A 16,986-nucleotide genomic window follows, 5' to 3' on the forward strand; every position below is an offset into this window, starting at 1 on the left:
GCAGGTGATAGCTTTGCGGCGGTCCCCACCATTGCTCACTACTAGGAGACTCATGGTTCTCGTCAAAACCCCCGCTGGACAGGAAGCACTCAAGGACCGTCATGGCAGCCTGAGTTCGCGCCAGCGCTCGGCCTTCATTCTTTTTGATGGCAAGCGCACCACGGGGGAGATTCTGGCGGCCACAGCGGCCATGGGCATCACGCAGGATGACGTGCAGTCCATGATCGCCCAGGGGCTGCTGGCGCCGGTGGGGGGGCACACGTCAGCCGCAGCCGTGACCCCCGTTGCCAGCAGCGCAGCCCCTGCTGCCCCTGTCGCCGCCGCGTTGGCAGAAGCTCCAGCCACCGATCTGGGGACAGTGGCATCGCCGTTGGAAGGCTCTGGACGCTCGCCCATGGAGCGCTACCAGGCGGCCTACCCGATAGCGACCGAGCTGACGGCGGCGCTGGGCTTGCGTGGGTTTCGCCTGAACCTGGCGGTGGAGGGCGCGGGCAGTTTTGAAGACCTGGCTGCCCTGGCCCCCAAGATCCGTGAGGCGGTGGGGGATGCCAAGTTCGAGCGGCTGGACAAGGCGCTGTTTGATTGAGGCCACTGGGTTGTGGCGCCGCGTTGATTTGTAGGAACGTTGGAGCCCGTGAGTTCACCTGCTCACTCGCGTGATGCGTGGACATGAAAAAGCGGCCCGTGGGCCGCTTTCGTTTTGTGGGACAAGCAAGGGGCTGCGATCAGCGACCCACCTTGAGCAGTTCCACGTCGAACTTGAGTGTGGCGTTCGGGGGAATCACACCGCCCGCACCACGTGCACCGTAGCCCAGGGCGGCAGGGATGATCAGGGTGCGCTGGCCACCAATCTTCATGCCTTGCACGCCTTCGTCCCAGCCCTTGATGACCATGCCGGCGCCCAGTGCAAATTCAAAGGGGTCGTTGCGGTCACGGCTGGAGTCGAACTTGGCACCTTGTTCACCGTTGTTGTACAGCCAGCCGGTGTAGTGCACCGACACGTTCTGGCCTTTGGTGGCTTCGGCGCCTTCGCCCACGGTGGTGTCTTCGTATTGCAGGCCGGATGCGGTGGTGGTCAGTGCCATGGGAATTCCTTGTTTGCTATTAAAAATATAGCTTCAGGCGCTTGTATTGTTGGCGCTTGAAGCTAATTTGACCCTCATTTTAGCGAAAGCCCCGCTCGGAAGTCCGGCGGGGCTTTTCCCTGGGGGAGCAGGGGGGAAGCTGAGGGGCTCAGGCCTTCTTGGCGCGGCCTGCGACCCAGCGGGTGGCAAAGGCCTGCACGTCCGACAGACGCTTGAGCAGGTCAGCGCCCGAGGGAGTGACGGTGTAGCCGTCGCTGCCATGGTCCACAAAACCGGCTTCGCGCAGCTCTTTGATGCGTGTGTTGAGCGTGTTGGGGGTGATGCCACCGACACTGTCCTGCAACAGGCGGAACGTCTGGGGGTGGCCGTCCTTCAGGGCCCACAGCACGCGCAGCGCATAGCGGCATTCAAGTCGCTCGAAGAGCTGGTTGATGGAAGCATTTTCTTTGGAGCTCATGGACGCTTCTCCTCGCGCAAGTGTTGGATCTGGATTCAGTGCGGGTGGCCGTCAACCAGGCCCGCTGATGCGCTGAGACTATAGCGCGGAACCCATTTTGCTACAAGTTTAGTAGCTCAGAACGCACAGCACACATGCGCTAGTGGCGAAAAATACGATGTTGCGTATCAAACTGTTGCGACAGGGCCACGGTTTTTGGGCCTCTTCAGGCGCGTCCCAGCCCCGCCAGATGCCCCACCAGCAACTGGGCCGCAGGGGGCAGCCACTGGGCGCTGCGGTAGCAGATGGCAAAGCGCCGCTGGGCCCAGGGGTCGCTCAGCGGGACGATGCGCACCGGTGCCAACTGGGCAAACGGCTGGGCCACTTCGCGCGGCACCACGCTGATGGCCAGGTTGGCGCGCACCACCCGCAGTGCGGCGTCAAAGTTGGACACCAGTACGCGGTGGGCCAGCATTTTTCCCTCCACCGCAGCGGCCCGCGCCAGCAGCACCTGCACTGCACTGAGCGCGGGCATGCTGACGAATTCGTGCTCCAGTACGTCGGCAAACCGCACGCTCTGCAGCTGGGCCACGGGGTGCGACTCGTGTGCCACCACGGCCAGGTGGTCGCTGCGGTAGGCGCTGGTTTCCAGGCCCGACAGGTCGGCTGCGTCCCAGCAGATGCCGATGGACGCGCTGCCGTCGCGCACGCCTTGCACCACGTCCGGGCTCACGCGTTCCTCCAGGCTGATCTGGATGTTGCGGTGTGCCGGGTCTTGCAGAAAGGCCGCCACATCGTCGGCCAGCGACTCGGCCATGACCGAGGCTGTGACCAGCATGCGCACATGGCCCCGGGTTCCGGTGGCGTAGGCCGCCATGTCGCGCTCGATCTGCCCCACGCTGGCCAGCATGGTGCGGGCGTGCTCCAGCAGTGTCTCGCCCGCCGGGGTGGGTGCCACACCCCGTCGTTTGCGCACTAACAGTTGAGTGCCCACGGCGTCTTCCAGCTGCGCCAGCCGCTTGCTGATGGCCGAGCCTACGATGGACTCCTGCTCTGCCACACGCGCAATGCTGCGCTGCTCGCACACGGCGGCAAAGAGGCGCAGGGTCTGCAAGTCCAGGTCGCGCATGGCAAATCTCCAGGTTTGTGATGTTCCGTTTAGGAATGTTATGGCTTCCGAGATCTATTTTCTGATTCATTCGGGAATTTTTAGAATCTTGCCCAGACCCATCCGAAAGAGACATCCCGTGCACACCTCCCCGATCCCGTCCGACTTGCAGCCCCCGGTGGCCCGCGCCATCGTCCGTGAAGTGGGCCTGCGCGACGGCCTGCAAAGCATTGCCACCGTGGTTTCCACTGCGCACAAGATCGAATGGATCAACGCCGCCTATGCCGCCGGCCAGCGCGAGATCGAGGTGGGCTCCTTTGTGCCCGCCCGCTTGTTGCCCCAGTTGGCCGACACGGCCGAGGTGCTGGCCCATGCCAAGACCCTGCCGGGTCTCGTTGCCTCGGTGCTGGTGCCCAACTACAAAGGTGCCGAGCGCGCGCTGGAGCTGGGCGCCGACCTGATGATCATGCCCCTGTCTGCCAGCCACGCCCACAGCCTGGCCAACCTGCGCAAGACGCCCGACGAGGTGGTGGCCGAGGTGGCCCGCGTCCGCGCGCTGCGCGATGCCAGCGGCAGCCGCACCCTGATTGAAGGCGGCGTGGGCACGGCCTTTGGCTGCACGCTGCAGGGCGAGGTGTCCGAGAGCGAAGTGCTGCGCTTGATGCGTGCGCTGCTGGACGCGGGCGCTGACCGCGTGAGCCTGGCCGACACCGTGGGTTATGCCGACCCGGCCTCGGTCGCTCGCCTGTTCTGCAAGGCCCGCGCGCTGGTGGGCGACCGCCTGGCCTGCGCGCACTTTCACGACACACGCGGCATGGGTCTGGCCAACGTGTACGCGGCCTGGCAGGCGGGCATCACCCGCTTTGACGCCTGCCTGGCGGGCATTGGCGGCTGCCCGCATGCACCGGGCGCCAGCGGCAATGTCACCACCGAAGACCTGGTGTTCATGCTGGAGCGCATGGGCGTCGCCACCGGCATCGACGTGGTCGCTTTGCTGGCACTGCGCCAGCGCGTGGCGGGCTGGCTGGCGGGCGAGACCCTGCATGGCACGCTGTGGCAGGCCGGGCTGCCGCAGAATGCCGCACCCGCCGCGCTGCGCGAAGCAGCAACGGCCTGATCTTCTTATCCCCTCTCCGCACATGAACGAAACACAACCCACCCCACCGTCCCCCCGCCTGCCGCTGGAAGGCCTGCGCGTGGTGGAGTTCACCCACATGGTCATGGGCCCCACCTGCGGCATGGTGCTGGCCGACCTGGGCGCCGAGGTCATCAAGGTCGAGCCCGTGGACGGCGACCGCACGCGCCACCTGCTGGGCGCGGGCGCGGGCTTCTTCCCCATGTTCAACCGCAACAAGAAGAGCGTTGCGCTCGACCTGCGCAGCCCCGAGGGCCTGGCGGTGGCGCGCAAGCTGGCCGCATCGGCCGACGTGGTGGCGCAAAACTTCAAGCCTGGCGTGATGACGAAATACGGCCTGGACTATGCCGCGCTGAGCCAGGTCAACCCGCGCCTCATTTACGTCAACCACACCGGCTTCTTGCCCGGCCCTTACGAGCACCGCACGGCGCTCGACGAAGTGGTGCAGATGATGGGTGGCCTGGCCTACATGACCGGACGCCCTGGCGACCCGCTGCGCGCAGGAAGCAGCGTGAACGACATCATGGGCGGCATGTTCGGCGCGATTGGTGCCATGGCGGCGCTGATGCAGCGCGGCATCACCGGGCGCGGGCAGGAGGTGGATTCGGCCCTGTTCGAGAACAACGTGTTCCTGGTCGGCCAGCACATGATGCAGTACGCCGTCACCGGCAAACCAGCCGCCCCCATGCCCGACCGCATTTCGTCGTGGGCCGTGTACGACGTGTTCAGCGTGAAGGACGGCGGGCAGATCTTTCTGGCCGCAGTGAGCGATGCGCAGTGGCAGACCTTCTGCGACGCCATGGGCTATGCCGACCTGAAGGCCGACACCTGCCTGGCCACCAACAACGATCGCGTGCGCGCCCGCCCCACGCTGATGCCCGTGCTGCGCGAGCGGCTGGCGCAGCACACGGCCGATGAACTGGCGGCCGTCTTCGAGCGCCACGGCCTGCCGTTTGCACCCATCCGCCGGCCCGAAGAATTGTTTGACGACCCGCACCTGCAAGCCACCGGTGGCCTGGCCGACATCACCCTGCCCGATGGAGAGCGTGCGGGCCAGACGGCGCAGATCACGCTGATGCCGCTGCGCATGGCGGGCCAGCGCCTGGATGTGCGCTGCGACCCGCCGCGCCTGGGCCAGCACACCGCCGAGCTGCTGCAGGGCCTGGGCTACACGGCCGATGAAGTGGCTGCGCTGCACGCCGCCGGGGCCATTGCCTGATTTTTGTTTAACGACCGGGGATACACCACGCGGCGCAGACCGCAGGCCCCAGGATTCCCCACACCAACGACCGGAGACAACCGTGCCCCCATCCACCCTCGACTTTCACCCCATCTGCCTCACACGCCGCCAGGCCCTGGCCACTGGTGCTGCCGCACTGGGCGCTGTGGCCTGGGGCCTACCGCGCATGGCGCACGCGCAGGGCGACGGCAAGCCGTTGCGCGTGATCTTGCCGCTGTCGGCAGGATCGGGGGCCGACGGCGCCCTCCGCGCCATCAGCACCAGCCTGGCCAAGGCGCTGGGCCAGCCCATCGTCATCGAGAACCTTCCGGGCGCAGGCGGCATCACCGGCACCACGCAGATCGTGCGCGCACCCAAGGATGGCTCGGTGATCGGGGTTGTATCCAACAACCACGTGGTCAACCCTAGCGTGTACAAGAACATTCCGTTCGATTCGCTGGCCGACATCACGCCCATCACCATCCTGGGCGCCACGCCGTTTGTGCTGGTCGCTCACCCCTCGGTGCCCGCCAAGACCGTGCAGGAGCTGATTGCCCTGGCCAAGTCCAAACCTGGCGTGCTCAACTACGGCTCGTCCGGCAACGGCACCATCCTGCACCTGGGTGCGGCCATGTTTGTGGACCAGGCCAAGCTGGATATCAAACACATCCCCTATCGGGGCATGGGCCCGCTCATGAACGACATCCTGGGCGGGCAGGTGCAGCTGGGTGTGGTGGCGGTGGCACCGGCTGCGGCGCACATCAAGGCGGGCGCTTTGCGCGCGCTGGGCGTGACCACGGCCGTCCGTGTGGCTGCATTGCCGGGCGTGCCCACCATTGCCGAGCAAGGTCTACCTGGCTACGAGCTGGATGGGTGGATCGCCCCCGTCGCGCCTGCAGGCTTGCCCAAGGCAGAGCTGGCCCGGCTGTACAACGGCTTCAAGGCCGCCATGGAGATGCCCGAGGCGCGCGACGCGTTGATTGCGCAGGGCTACGAAATCAAGCTCACGCCGCCCGAGCCTGCTGCAGCCTTCTTCCGCAGCGAAGCGGCCCGCATGGCACTGGTGGTGAAGAACGCGAACGTGAAGATCGACTGACACAGCGCAGGGGCTGCCTGCGACTTGTGTTAGCCGGGCCTCAGGCAGGTTTTGAGGGTTTTCGGGCGCTTGCGCTAGTGCAATATGCCTGAGCAGCTATTGTATTGATAGCGTTCACGTGTAGGCCGGGGCCGTGGCTCCGTTGGGCCGCGGTGCCATCGCAGGGCAGCGTGAGGGGCAACTGCCCTGTGCGCCCGGTGTCAGGCGCGCGGCGCGGGCAGCGCGGGATGGGTGTGCCGCAGGCGGAACACCTCCACGGCCTCCACCAGCTGGCGCGCCTGCCCGCTCAGGCTGCCTGCGGCGGCGGCGCTTTCTTCTACCAGCGCAGCGTTTTGCTGCGTGGCTTCGTCCATGCGCACGATGGCCTGCGTCACGCGCAGCATGTCGCTGGTCTGTGCGGCGCTGGCCTGGCTGATTTCCTCCATCAGCGCGCTCACGCCCTGGATGGACGACACCACCTCGGCCATCGTGGTGCCTGCATTGCGCGCCAGGTCGGAGCCGGCCTGCACGCGCTCCACACTGGTCTGGATGAGCTGCTTGATCTCGCGCGCGGCGCTGGCGCTGCGGGTGGCCAGGTTGCGCACCTCACTGGCCACCACGGCAAAGCCCCGGCCCTGTTCACCGGCGCGGGCGGCCTCGACGGCGGCATTGAGCGCGAGGATGTTGGTCTGGAACGCGATGCCGTCGATGACGCCAATGATGTCGGCAATGCGGCGCGAGCTGTCCTGGATGCCTTGCACCACCTCGACCATCTGCGTAACCACGTCGCCGCCGCGCTGCGCCACAGTGGCCCCGCTTTTGGCCAGCTCGTTCGCGCGCTGGGCGTTGGAGGCGTTCTGCTGCACCGTGGCTTGCAGCTGCTGCATGGAGGACGTGGTTTCGTCCAGCGACGATGCCTGCTCTTCGGTGCGAAGGCTGAGGTCGGCGTTGCCCTGGGCGATTTCGGCGCTGGCGCTGGCCACCCCTTCGGCGTTGCCGCGCACGCCGGAGACCACGTTCTCCAGGTTGTCCTGCATGGCGCGCAAGGCCTCCAGCAGGCGCGCGGGCTCATCCTTGCCCTCCACCTCGATGCTGGTGGTGAGGTCGCCCGCTGCGACCTTGTGCGCCACCGACACCGCTACCCCCAGAGGGCGCACCACTGAACGCGTCAGGAGCCACCCTGCGCAAGCGCCCAGCGCCGTGACCAGCGCGAGTGCCACCAGGCTGCTGAACAGTGCGCGCCGGGCGTCCTGCGCCGCCTGCTGTGCAATAGCAGCGCTACTGGCGGCCACTTGCTCGCTCAACGCTGTCAGCAGCTTGGCCGGACCCTGGTCGATGTCGGCCACATCCGCATCCCCCGCCGACGGCACAAAACCGAGCGACTGGAACACTTCAAAGCCCTTGCGGTAGCCCTGTGCCATCTGTGCGTGGGCCTGGGTGAACTTTTGCAGCGCCGCCTTTTCCTGTGGGTCGGTCAACTGGGGCTCCAGTGCCTTGGCGGCGTCGGCCACGCGTTTTTCGCTGGCCTGGAAGGCGGCCCAGTGCAACTCGCGTTTGCGCGAGTCCTCGCCGCGCAGCAGGGTGTTCTTCCACTCCAGCACCTGGGTCTTGAACTCGCTTTCCATGCGGCTCACGGCGCGCTCCTGGGCCACGCGTTGTTGCACCGTGGTGTCGTAGGTGCCCAGCGTTTGGTACAGGGCTGCAATGCCGAACAGCGCGGCGCCCAGCAGAAGGGCCAGCACCAGGCCCAGGGCGGTGGCCATGCGTGCGCCGATGGAGTAGTTGGACATTTTCATCAGAGGCTCCAAAGGTTCTGCAGCAGGCCTGTCGGCTGGTGCTCAGAGGCGCTTGTGGCGGGGGCGTTCAGACCTTCTCAGGCCTTCAGCTTGAGCAGGTACACCATCACGCGGGCGGTGGTGAGGTCCAGCTCCATGAACTCTGCCAAATCCTTGCCGGTGAGCCAAGAGGGTTCCCACCGGTTCTGCTTGAGCGTGCGCAACCAGGATTCATGGTGGGTGGCCGCATCGACGGCGGCGAGCATTTCTGCCGCGCGCGCAGCAGGCACGCCCTTGCCAGTAAACACGCCACGCCAGTTGGCCATCACGGCGTCCAGCCCTTGCTCGCGGAACGACGGCACGCCAAAGACACTGCGGCGCGATGACACGCCCACAGCGCGCAGCTTGCCGCCAGCAATGGCTTCGTTGAACTCGCTGTAGCCCGACAGGCCCAGCGCCGCGTTGCCCGACAGCACCGCCTCGACCACCTCGGCACCGCCAGCGAAGGGTTTGTAGACCAGCCCCTCGGGGCTGGCCTTGGCAGCGCGCGCCAGCACGCCGGCATAGATATGGTCCACACCACCCGCCGAGCCCCCGGCAATGGGCACGGCCTTGAGGTCGGCACGCAGCGCATCGGCGAGGTCCTTGGTGGTCTTGATGGGGGAGTTGGCCGCCACGGCCGCCACCAGGTAGTCGCTGGTGAGCCGGGCCAGGGGCTGGATGTGTGTCATGTCCACCGTAGGCTTTTGCAGCGCCACGGCGCCCACCATCACCATGCCTCCCATCAGCAGCGTGTTGGGGTCGTTGCTGTACTTTTCGGCGTATTTGGCCAAGCCGATGGTGCCGCCCTTGCCACCCATGTTTTCGTATTCCACCTGGTCTGCAGCGCCGGCAGCCACCATGGCGGCTCCGAGGGCTCGGCCTGTCTGGTCCCAGCCGCCACCGGCGTTGGCGGGGATCACGATGCGCACGGTGCCTGCCAGTTTGGGCGCCTTGGCTGCAGGGGCAGGGCGTGCCGCCGTCGCAGCGCTCTGCGCCCATGCGGAGGAGCCGAGCGTGGTCCATGCCAGGGCGGTAGCAACAGATTGGGCAATGGCCCGGCGGCGGTCGATCTCTGCAGACATGGAAAGTCCTTTGACAAGAGGGGAGGCAGAAAGGGCGTCGGGAATCTGATCTTCAGGCCGCTGCTGGAGCGCCCTGGCGGGGGGGGGGGGGGGGGGGGGGGGGGGGGGGGGGGGGGGGGGGGGGGGGGGGGGGGGGGGGGTGGGTACNNNTTTCCCTCCCCCCCCCCCCCCCCCCCCCAACGCCGTCAGCCTGTGGTGGCATGCTTGGGGATCCGCACACTACTACCCGGGCTGTGCGCGCAATGGTCGCCATCCAAACTGTCAGTCTGCTGTCGCCGGCATCAGGGTAAACGCGGAGGAGGGTGCTGTGCATAGCCGTTTTTCTGGGCTGCGCACCATGAAAAACGCCCTGCGCCGCAGGTGCGGGGCAGGGCGTTGTAGCCAACGAAGGCTGAGTCGCGAGACTTACAGCGAGTCGATGAAACTGCGCAGCTTGTCCGAACGGCTGGGGTGCTTGAGCTTGCGCAGCGCCTTGGCTTCTATTTGGCGAATGCGCTCGCGGGTCACGTCGAACTGCTTGCCCACTTCTTCCAGCGTGTGGTCGCTGGTCATTTCGATACCAAAGCGCATGCGCAGCACCTTGGCTTCGCGGGGGGTCAGGCCATCCAGGATGTCCTTGACCACGTCGCGCAGGCCAGCCTGCATGGCGGCTTCGATAGGGGCGGTGTTCGCACCGTCCTCGATGAAGTCCCCCAGGTGGCTGTCGTCGTCGTCCCCGATCGGCGTTTCCATGGAGATCGGCTCCTTGGCGATCTTCATGATCTTGCGAATCTTGTCCTCGGGGATCTCCATCTTCGCAGCCAGGATGGACGCATCGGGCTCGAAACCAAACTCTTGCAAGTGCTGGCGGCTGATGCGGTTCATCTTGTTGATCGTCTCGATCATGTGCACCGGGATACGGATGGTGCGCGCCTGGTCGGCGATCGAGCGCGTGATGGCCTGGCGAATCCACCATGTGGCGTACGTCGAGAACTTGTAGCCACGGCGGTATTCGAACTTGTCCACCGCCTTCATCAGGCCGATGTTGCCTTCCTGGATCAGGTCGAGGAACTGCAGGCCACGGTTGGTGTACTTCTTGGCAATCGAGATCACGAGGCGCAGGTTGGCCTCGATCATTTCCTTCTTGGCATCGCGCGAGGTGGCTTCACCTTCGTTCATGCGCTTGTTGATGCCTTTCAGCTCTGCCAGTGGCACGACCACGCGCGACTGCAGGTCCATCAGCTTTTGCTGCAGGTCCTGGATGGGCGGGATATTGCGTGCAATCACGGCCGACCAGGGCTTGCCCGCAGCGGCCTGCTTCTCGACCCATTGCAGGTTCAGCAGGTTGGGCGGGAAGTCCTTGATGAAGGTTTCCTGGGGCATGCCGCACTTGTCCACGATGATGCGGCGCAGCTCGCGCTCCTTCTTGCGCACGTCGTCCACTTGGCCGCGCACCATGTCGCACAGTTTCTCGATGGTCTTGGCGGTAAAGCGGATGGTCATCAGCTCGGCCGACAGGGCCTGCTGGGCCTTCACGTACGCAGGGGTGCCGTAGCCTTCCTTGTCGTAAACCTTGTGCACTTTTTCGAACAGCTCGCGAAGCTTGTCGAAGCGCTCCAGCGCCTGCTTCTTGAGTTCTTCGAGCTTCTTGGTCAGCGCCTTGGAGCCGCCCTTGCCGTCGTCGTCATCGGCTTCATCGAATTCGTCGAAGTCTTCTTCGGCCACATAGTCGTCGGCCTCGTTGGGGTTGGAGAAGCCGTCCACGATGGTCGAGATCACGACCTTGCCTTCGCGGATCTCCTCGCCCATGTTGAGGATCTCGGCGATGGTGGCGGGCGATGCACTGATCGCCTCCATCATGGCCATCAGGCCGCCTTCGATGCGCTTGGCGATTTCGATTTCGCCTTCGCGGGTCAGCAGCTCCACGGTACCCATTTCGCGCATGTACATGCGAACCGGGTCGGTGGTGCGGCCGAATTCCGAGTCCACGGTGGACAGCGCGGCTTCTGCGGCTTCTTCGGCTTCTTCCTCGGTGGCGCCAGCAGGGGCGTTGTCCGTGATGATCAGCGCTTCGGCGTCAGGCGTCTGCTCGTACACCGCCACGCCCAGGTCGTTCAGGGTGGTGATGACGGCTTCAAGGGTTTCGGCATCGACCAGCTTGTCGGGCAGGTGGTCGTTGATTTCAACGTGCGTGAGGTAGCCGCGTGTCTTGCCCAGCTTGATCAGGGCCTTCAGGCGCTGGCGGCGCTTTTGCATGTCTTCTTCGGACAGGACGGTTTCGTCCAGGCCGAATTCCTTCATCAAGGCCCGTTCCTTGGCCTTGCTGATCTTCATGCGCAGGGGCTTGACCTTCTCGACCGTGGCGGCTGCCTCGGGGGTCTCTTCGATCTCGCCTTCGAGATCGGCTTCGATGTCCGACAGGTCGGTATCGTCCACGCTTTCATCGCCACCGGCAGCTGCCTTGGGCTTGCGGCCACGCTTGGCGGGGGCCTTGGCTTCGGCGGCACCGGCTGCCTTGGCGGGGCGGCCAGGGCGCTTCTTGGGGGTGTCTTCGTCTTCGGAGGCAGCCGCAGCTTTGGCGCGGGCAGGTTTCTTCTTCAGCAACTCATCGGCAGCTTTGATCAGCTCGGCGGTACTTTTCACGGGCACAGTTTTCACTTTCTTGGCGACCGGGGCGGGCGCGGCGGCAGCGGCCTTTTTGGGGGGCGCCTTGGCCGGCGCTTTGGCCGCGGTTTTGGAGACAGCCTTTGCGGCGGTGCCTGAGGCAGACTTGGGCAACTTCGCGGACTTTTGAGCGGGCATGGAGCAACCTCAGAATCAAAAACGGACACAAAGAAAACGCAAGCGCCTCAGATCCCGGCGCGGGTGGCAACGCAAAGCAACCAGGGCTTTGCGTCTGGAGGGGACACCCTCAGCGGCAAGATGTCTGGGCGATCATTTGGTGTGCAGTCCTTGCGATAAGTGGACCCATCAGCGCATAGGTGCGCGTTTGTCACGGTGGTCCGGCTCGGAGGTGCTGCTGTCGCTCTTGCCAATAACTAACCTTATATTATACCGCCCGGGCTCGATTCAAGTGGTTTTTGGCGTTATTTGCTCCAGTTCCTTGCGCTTTTCGGCCAGTACCCGGTAGCGCTCCAGGGCCGACGGGTCTTGCGCCACTTGCAGCACCAGCACCTTTTGCTGCTCCTTGATGTCCTCGATCTGCATGCGGGTGAGCAGATCGCGCAGCTCCAGCCTCAGTTCGTGCAGTTCGCCTTCGGTCTGTGCATGCGAGCCTGTCATCACCTTCACGGCCAGCGCCTCGCACTCGTGGTCGCGCAGGCTCTCGCGCAGCACGGCCCAGGCCAGGGCGCCATGCTCATGAAACTGCGCCTCCAGCCATGCAAACAGCGGCCCATGGGGTGCGGGCTGGGCCGACAGCGTGGTGTGGTCGTCGTGCGTCAGCTCTTCAAGAAACGCCATGTGCGACAGCAGCAGCCGCGCTGCGTGGTCGGCCCGGCCCATGGCCGGTGTGCGGGGCAGGCGGGGCTGGGGTGGCCAGGGAGCGTCCTTGTCACGTTTTTTCCAGCCTCCGCCGCTTTTCCAGTCGCCCCCCTTGCGAAACGGGGGCTTGCTGCCGCTGCCATAGCCACTTTGGCCTCCATAGCCCCCCTGGTTGCCATAACTGCTGTACCCGGGGTCGTAGGCCTGGCCTGTCGATTCGCTGTGGGGTTGCCAGCCATCGGTGTCGGGCGGGACATCCCAGCTGGGGGCGTCATCAGGGGCGGGGCGGGGCTGTTGGCGCTGCGGCGGCGCGTGGTGTGCAGAGCGCAGGCCGTCGCGGGCGGCTGCCTGCCCCCAAAGGTCGGACAGGTCGCGGGCATTGAGCTGGGTCAGCTCGGCCAGCTCGCCCAGCAGCTGGCGCTTGAGCACGCCGTCTGGCAGTGCCGTCCACAGCGGGCGTGCATTGCTGGCCATGTGGGCGCGGCCCTCGGCAGTGGCCAGGTCGCAGCCTTCGCTGGCCGATTCGACCAGGAAGCGGCTCAGCGGCATGGCGTTGCTCACGTGGCGCGCAAAGGCGTCGGTGCCATGGTCGCGGATGAAACTGTCCGGGTCGTGCTCTGCGGGCAGGAACAGAAACTTGATGCTGCGCGTGTCGGTGGCATGGGGCAAGGCGCCGTCCAGCGCCTTGCGCGCGGCACGCCGCCCGGCGTTGTCGCCGTCAAAGCTGAACACCACCGCGTCGGTAAACCGCAGCAACTTTTGCACATGCTCGGGCGTGCATGCCGTGCCCAGCGTGGCCACCGCGTTCGGAAAGCCCAGTTGCGCCAAGGCCACCACGTCCATGTAGCCCTCCGTGACCAGTGCGTAGCCCGCCTCGCGGATGGGCGTGCGGGCCTCGAACAGGCCATACAGCTCGCGCCCCTTGTGAAATACCGGGGTTTCGGGGGAGTTGAGGTACTTGGGCTTGTCGTCCCCCAGCACCCGGCCACCAAAGCCGATGTACTCGCCCTTGACGTTGCGGATGGGAAACATCACCCGGTCGCGAAACCGGTCATAGCGCTTGCCACCGTCTTCGTCGTTGACGATGACCAGGCCGCTTTCCTCCAGCAGCGGGTCGTCGTAGCTTGGGAACACGCTGGCCAAGCTGCGCCAGCCTTCGGGCGCGTAGCCCAGGCCGTAGCGCTTGGCCACCGCGCCCGAAACACCCCGGCCCTTGAAATACCCAATGGCGCGCTGCGACTCGCGCAGGTGGCGGCGGTAGGCGTCGGCGGCTTTCTCCAGCACCTCGTTCAGCGTGGCTTGTTTCTGTCGCGCGGCGGCGGCGCGTTCCTTTTCCTGCGGGGAGATGTCGTCATCGGGCACCTGCAGGCCCACGCTCTGGGCCAGGTCCTGGACGGCCTCGACAAACCCCATGCCCGCGTGGTCCATCAGAAAGCTGATGGCATTGCCATTCTTGCCGCAGCCAAAGCAGTGATAGAACTGCTTGGCGGGGCTGACGCTGAAAGAGGGCGACTTTTCCCCGTGAAACGGGCACAGTCCCATGAAATTGGCACCGCCCTTCTTGAGCTGCACGTAGCGCCCCACGATGTCCACCACGTCCACACGGGTGAGCAGTTCCTGAATGAAAGACTGAGGGATCGTCACGCGCCCTATTGTCCGCGTAAACTGTTTGTAACCAGTTATTGCTGGAAAGGCTTTTGGCATGGGGTTCACGGCGTGTCGGGGGGCGTTGGCGGGCAGGGCGCTGCGAAGGTGGTGCACCAGCCTGCCTGTGCTGCTGGTGGCGCTGGCGGGGCTCGTATTGCTGCCGGCGGCCTCGCAGGCCGCGACGGTCCTCAGGGTGCTGGCCTGGCCGGGTTATGCCGACCCGGACTTTGTAGAGGTGTTCGAGAAGCGCCACGGGGTCAAGGTGGAGATCACCACCGTGGCATCGGACGACGTCTTGCGCGCCAAGATGGACAGCACCGACGGGCCGGGTTTTGACCTCGTGGCCGCCAACACGGCAGAAATTGCGCGGCTGATCCTCCATGACAAGCTCGCGCCATTGCCCCTGGGCAACATCCGCAACACCGCAGGGCAGCTGCCCCGGTTTCGTCAGCTGCACACCATCTCGGGCATTGGCTGGCGGGGCGAGGTCTATGCCATGCCCTTCACCTATTCCGAGATGGGGCTGGTGTACGACCGTCAGCAGTTCAGCACCCCGCCGCATTCGATCTCCGTGTTGTGGGACCCCCGCTGGCAGGGCAAGGTGCTGGCGTTTGACGGCAGCAGCCACGGGTTTTCGCTGGCTGCCATGCGCCGGGGCCTGCCGCCGTTTCGCATCGACCCCGCCCGTTTCAGCCCGCTGGCCAAGGACCTGGTGGCCCTGCGGCGCAATGTGCGGTCGTTCTACAGCCTGCCCGAGGAGTCGGTCGAGCTGTTCCGCAAACACAAGGTGGCGGTGATGCATGCCAATTACGGCCAGCAGCAGCTCAAGCAGCTGCGCGATGCGGGGCTGGATGTGGGCTACGTGGTGCCCAAGGAGGGTGCACTGGCCTGGCTGGACTGCTGGGCCATCACCCGCCGCTCCACCCAGGTGGCTCTGGCTGCCGAGTGGATCAACTACATGCTCGACCCCGCCGTGAGCCGAGAATTCACGCGGCGACAGGGCCTGGCCAACACGCTGGACGAGCCGCCTGCGCTGGCGGGCGATGTGCCCATGGGCCCCATCGTGTGGCTGGAACCGGTGGAAGACGAAACCTTGCGCGCCCGGCTGTGGCAGCGCATTGTGTCGGGCGACCGACCCAACCGGTTCTGAGTGATGGCGCGCATGACATGGAGCATCGCGCTGAGGCTGGGGGCCCTGCTGGCCTCGTTCAGCGTGTTCGCTGCCATTCTGGCGGGCTACTACACGTTCGATTCGAGCCGTGAACGCCTGCAGGGGCGGGCCGAGCGCTCGCTGCTGGCCACCACGCAGGTGCTGGCGCGCCACATGCAGGCGGGCTTTGGCACGGTGGCGCGCGATACGGCCTTCTTGGCTGATGCGGCCGCCGTCGAGCAAGACCAGGGGCGTTTGGCCGAGTTGTTCAAGGCCAGCCTGCAGGCCCACCCCGCGTACCTGCAGGTACGCTTCATCAGTGCCAGTGACTATGGGCTGGAACTGGTGCGCATCGACCGCCAGGGCGACAAGTTGGTGCGCGTGCCCGACGATCTGCTGCAGGAGAAGTCGCACTTCCCGTTTGTGTTCGAGGCCCTCAGCCTGCCCGATGGGGAGGTGTATGTGTCCGAGTTCGGCATCAACCACGAAGACGCCGCGCAGGAGGCCGCCGTGCCCGTGTTCAACATGGCGTCGCCCGTGGTGCAGGGGGGCCAGCTGCGGGGCGTGGTGGTGGTGCGGGTGGCGGCCGCGCCGTTTCTGCACAACTTCAACGCCGCCTTGCCTACGCCCTACGGGTTTTATCTGAGCAACCGCTGGGGCGACTTTTTGGTGCACCCGGACGCCGCGCAGACCTTTGGCTTTGACCGGGGCCAGCGCATCCTGATCCAGGAGTCGTTCCCGCAGGTGGCTGCGCTGGTCAATGGCCGTGCTGAAGAGGCCGTGCTCAGCCAGCCCGGTACCGATGACGAAGAGGCGCGAGTGTTTGCATTTGTGCGCATGCCGTTTGGCAACGCGGACGAGGGGCGCTTCATGGTGGTGGGGCTCTCGCAGCCGTTGGCGGTGGTGCAGGGCGAGGTGCTGGATCTGGGGCGCAGCATCCTCAAGATCTTGCTGGTGCTCAGTGTGGTGGGCGTGGCCCTGGCGGCCGGTGTGTCGCGCCTGGTCACCCAACCGCTGCAGGTCATGGTGAAGGCGGCGCAGGCGTTTTCGCGCGGCCAGGCGCATGGCGCGTTGCCCGTTCACCGGGGAGACGAGGTGGGCGAGCTGGCCCGCAGCTTCCACGACATGGAGCAGCAGATCAGCCGGCAGCTGGCCGAGCTGAACCTCAGCCGCGATGCCATGGCCCACCTGGCGCACCACGACGCACTCACCGGCCTGCCCAACCGCCGCATGTTCGAGCAGCGCCTCACGCAGGTACTGGAGCTGTCGCGTCGCAGCGGCCGCAGTTGTGCCCTGCTGTTTGTGGACCTGGATGAGTTCAAAGCCATCAACGACACGCGCGGGCATGCCGTGGGCGACCTGGTGCTGCAGGCGGTGGCGCGCACCATCGTCGGCGCCGTGCGGCAGGTGGATACCGTGGCCCGGCTCGCAGGGGACGAGTTCACGGTGCTCTGCGAAAACGTGGACTCCGAAGAGGCTGCGCTGCAGATCGTGACCAAGCTGCAGCACGCGTTCGAGCCGCCGCTGGACATTGACGGCCAGCCGCTGCCGGTGCGCGCCAGCATCGGCCTGAGCCTGTTCCCCCGCGACGCCCAGGATGCGCGCACACTGATGGCCAGCGCCGACGCGGCCATGTACCGCGTCAAGCAAAGCCACAAGCGAAGGTTGTGAGGCTGCTGCACCGCAGCCAACACCGTTGACGCATGGCCCGTGTTGCTTTCGTGTCAGCCTGCGGCGCTAGGCTGTGTGTTGTTCACCTTCTTGCACCGA

The 16,986-nt window shown here is 65.7% G+C and carries 13 protein-coding genes; 6 read left to right on the forward strand and 7 right to left on the reverse strand.

Annotated elements, in window-relative coordinates:
- Positions 1-52 precede the first annotated feature (52 nt).
- On the forward strand, positions 53-586 hold the full coding sequence (locus AC1Q64_RS09205) for a hypothetical protein (RefSeq protein ID WP_291434430.1): 534 nt from the start codon (positions 53-55) through the stop codon (positions 584-586).
- Between the two features lie 139 nt (positions 587-725).
- Here the strand turns inward: AC1Q64_RS09205 and AC1Q64_RS09210 are convergent, their stop codons facing one another.
- The 3 genes from AC1Q64_RS09210 to AC1Q64_RS09220 form a co-directional block, all read right to left on the reverse strand.
- Positions 726-1,085, reverse strand: a complete 360-nt coding sequence (locus AC1Q64_RS09210; RefSeq protein WP_056061897.1) for an FKBP-type peptidyl-prolyl cis-trans isomerase — start codon at positions 1,083-1,085, stop codon at positions 726-728.
- A 148-nt stretch (positions 1,086-1,233) separates the two neighbouring features.
- Entirely contained in the window at positions 1,234-1,542 is a 309-nt protein-coding gene (locus AC1Q64_RS09215; protein ID WP_056639856.1) for a winged helix-turn-helix transcriptional regulator, read from the reverse strand.
- A gap of 205 nt (positions 1,543-1,747) precedes the next feature.
- On the reverse strand, positions 1,748-2,650 hold the full coding sequence (locus AC1Q64_RS09220) for a LysR family transcriptional regulator (protein WP_492251105.1): 903 nt from the start codon (positions 2,648-2,650) through the stop codon (positions 1,748-1,750).
- 118 nt (positions 2,651-2,768) lie between these two features.
- Between AC1Q64_RS09220 and AC1Q64_RS09225 the strand changes: the two genes are divergently transcribed.
- The 3 genes from AC1Q64_RS09225 to AC1Q64_RS09235 all read left to right on the forward strand — a co-directional run bounded on the left by AC1Q64_RS09225 (position 2,769) and on the right by AC1Q64_RS09235 (position 6,079).
- Entirely contained in the window at positions 2,769-3,746 is a 978-nt protein-coding gene (locus AC1Q64_RS09225; protein ID WP_492251106.1) for a hydroxymethylglutaryl-CoA lyase, read from the forward strand.
- Between the two features lie 22 nt (positions 3,747-3,768).
- Entirely contained in the window at positions 3,769-4,983 is a 1,215-nt protein-coding gene (locus tag AC1Q64_RS09230) for a CaiB/BaiF CoA transferase family protein (protein ID WP_492251107.1), read from the forward strand.
- 82 nt (positions 4,984-5,065) lie between these two features.
- The gene (locus tag AC1Q64_RS09235) at positions 5,066-6,079 is read left to right on the forward strand and encodes a tripartite tricarboxylate transporter substrate binding protein (protein WP_492251108.1); all 1,014 of its coding nucleotides are present in this window, start codon (positions 5,066-5,068) and stop codon (positions 6,077-6,079) included.
- A gap of 200 nt (positions 6,080-6,279) precedes the next feature.
- On the opposite strand, the gene AC1Q64_RS09240 is transcribed toward AC1Q64_RS09235, so the two are convergent.
- The 4 genes from AC1Q64_RS09240 to dnaG all read right to left on the reverse strand — a co-directional run bounded on the left by AC1Q64_RS09240 (position 6,280) and on the right by dnaG (position 14,063).
- A complete protein-coding gene (locus tag AC1Q64_RS09240) occupies positions 6,280-7,854 on the reverse strand; it encodes a methyl-accepting chemotaxis protein (RefSeq protein ID WP_492251109.1) in 1,575 nt (524 codons plus the stop codon).
- 77 nt (positions 7,855-7,931) lie between these two features.
- Positions 7,932-8,957: a Bug family tripartite tricarboxylate transporter substrate binding protein gene (locus tag AC1Q64_RS09245; RefSeq protein ID WP_492251110.1), complete on the reverse strand. Its 1,026-nt coding sequence runs from the start codon at positions 8,955-8,957 to the stop codon at positions 7,932-7,934.
- Positions 8,958-9,362: 405 nt separating this feature from the next.
- Complete coding sequence (gene rpoD, locus AC1Q64_RS09250; protein WP_291434418.1) at positions 9,363-11,738, reverse strand: RNA polymerase sigma factor RpoD; 2,376 nt, start codon at positions 11,736-11,738, stop codon at positions 9,363-9,365.
- Between the two features lie 267 nt (positions 11,739-12,005).
- The gene (gene dnaG / locus AC1Q64_RS09255) at positions 12,006-14,063 is read right to left on the reverse strand and encodes a DNA primase (RefSeq protein ID WP_492251111.1); all 2,058 of its coding nucleotides are present in this window, start codon (positions 14,061-14,063) and stop codon (positions 12,006-12,008) included.
- 58 nt (positions 14,064-14,121) lie between these two features.
- On the opposite strand from dnaG, the gene AC1Q64_RS09260 reads away from it, so the two are divergent.
- Together AC1Q64_RS09260 and AC1Q64_RS09265 are read left to right on the forward strand one after the other, a co-directional pair.
- Positions 14,122-15,216 carry an ABC transporter substrate-binding protein gene (locus tag AC1Q64_RS09260; protein ID WP_492251112.1) on the forward strand — a complete coding sequence of 365 codons (1,095 nt, stop codon included), beginning with the start codon at positions 14,122-14,124 and terminating at the stop codon, positions 15,214-15,216.
- A 12-nt stretch (positions 15,217-15,228) separates the two neighbouring features.
- Positions 15,229-16,887, forward strand: coding sequence for a diguanylate cyclase domain-containing protein (locus AC1Q64_RS09265; RefSeq protein ID WP_492251113.1), 1,659 nt, complete (start codon positions 15,229-15,231; stop codon positions 16,885-16,887).
- Positions 16,888-16,986 lie beyond the last annotated feature (99 nt).

Source organism: Acidovorax sp. GW835-FHT14G06 (assembly GCF_058793595.1).

Bases quoted from the DNA above. Each gene is read 5' to 3' on its own strand.
- AC1Q64_RS09240 (WP_492251109.1), bottom strand. From the start codon at position 7,854: ATGAAAATGTCCAACTACTCCATCGGCGCACGCATGGCCACCGCCCTG.
- AC1Q64_RS09260 (WP_492251112.1), top strand. From the start codon at position 14,122: ATGGGGTTCACGGCGTGTCGGGGGGCGTTGGCGGGCAGGGCGCTGCGA.
- AC1Q64_RS09265 (WP_492251113.1), top strand. From the start codon at position 15,229: ATGACATGGAGCATCGCGCTGAGGCTGGGGGCCCTGCTGGCCTCGTTC.
- AC1Q64_RS09210 (WP_056061897.1), bottom strand. From the start codon at position 1,085: ATGGCACTGACCACCACCGCATCCGGCCTGCAATACGAAGACACCACC.
- rpoD (WP_291434418.1), bottom strand. From the start codon at position 11,738: ATGCCCGCTCAAAAGTCCGCGAAGTTGCCCAAGTCTGCCTCAGGCACC.
- AC1Q64_RS09220 (WP_492251105.1), bottom strand. From the start codon at position 2,650: ATGCGCGACCTGGACTTGCAGACCCTGCGCCTCTTTGCCGCCGTGTGC.
- AC1Q64_RS09245 (WP_492251110.1), bottom strand. From the start codon at position 8,957: ATGTCTGCAGAGATCGACCGCCGCCGGGCCATTGCCCAATCTGTTGCT.
- AC1Q64_RS09215 (WP_056639856.1), bottom strand. From the start codon at position 1,542: ATGAGCTCCAAAGAAAATGCTTCCATCAACCAGCTCTTCGAGCGACTT.
- AC1Q64_RS09230 (WP_492251107.1), top strand. From the start codon at position 3,769: ATGAACGAAACACAACCCACCCCACCGTCCCCCCGCCTGCCGCTGGAA.
- AC1Q64_RS09205 (WP_291434430.1), top strand. From the start codon at position 53: ATGGTTCTCGTCAAAACCCCCGCTGGACAGGAAGCACTCAAGGACCGT.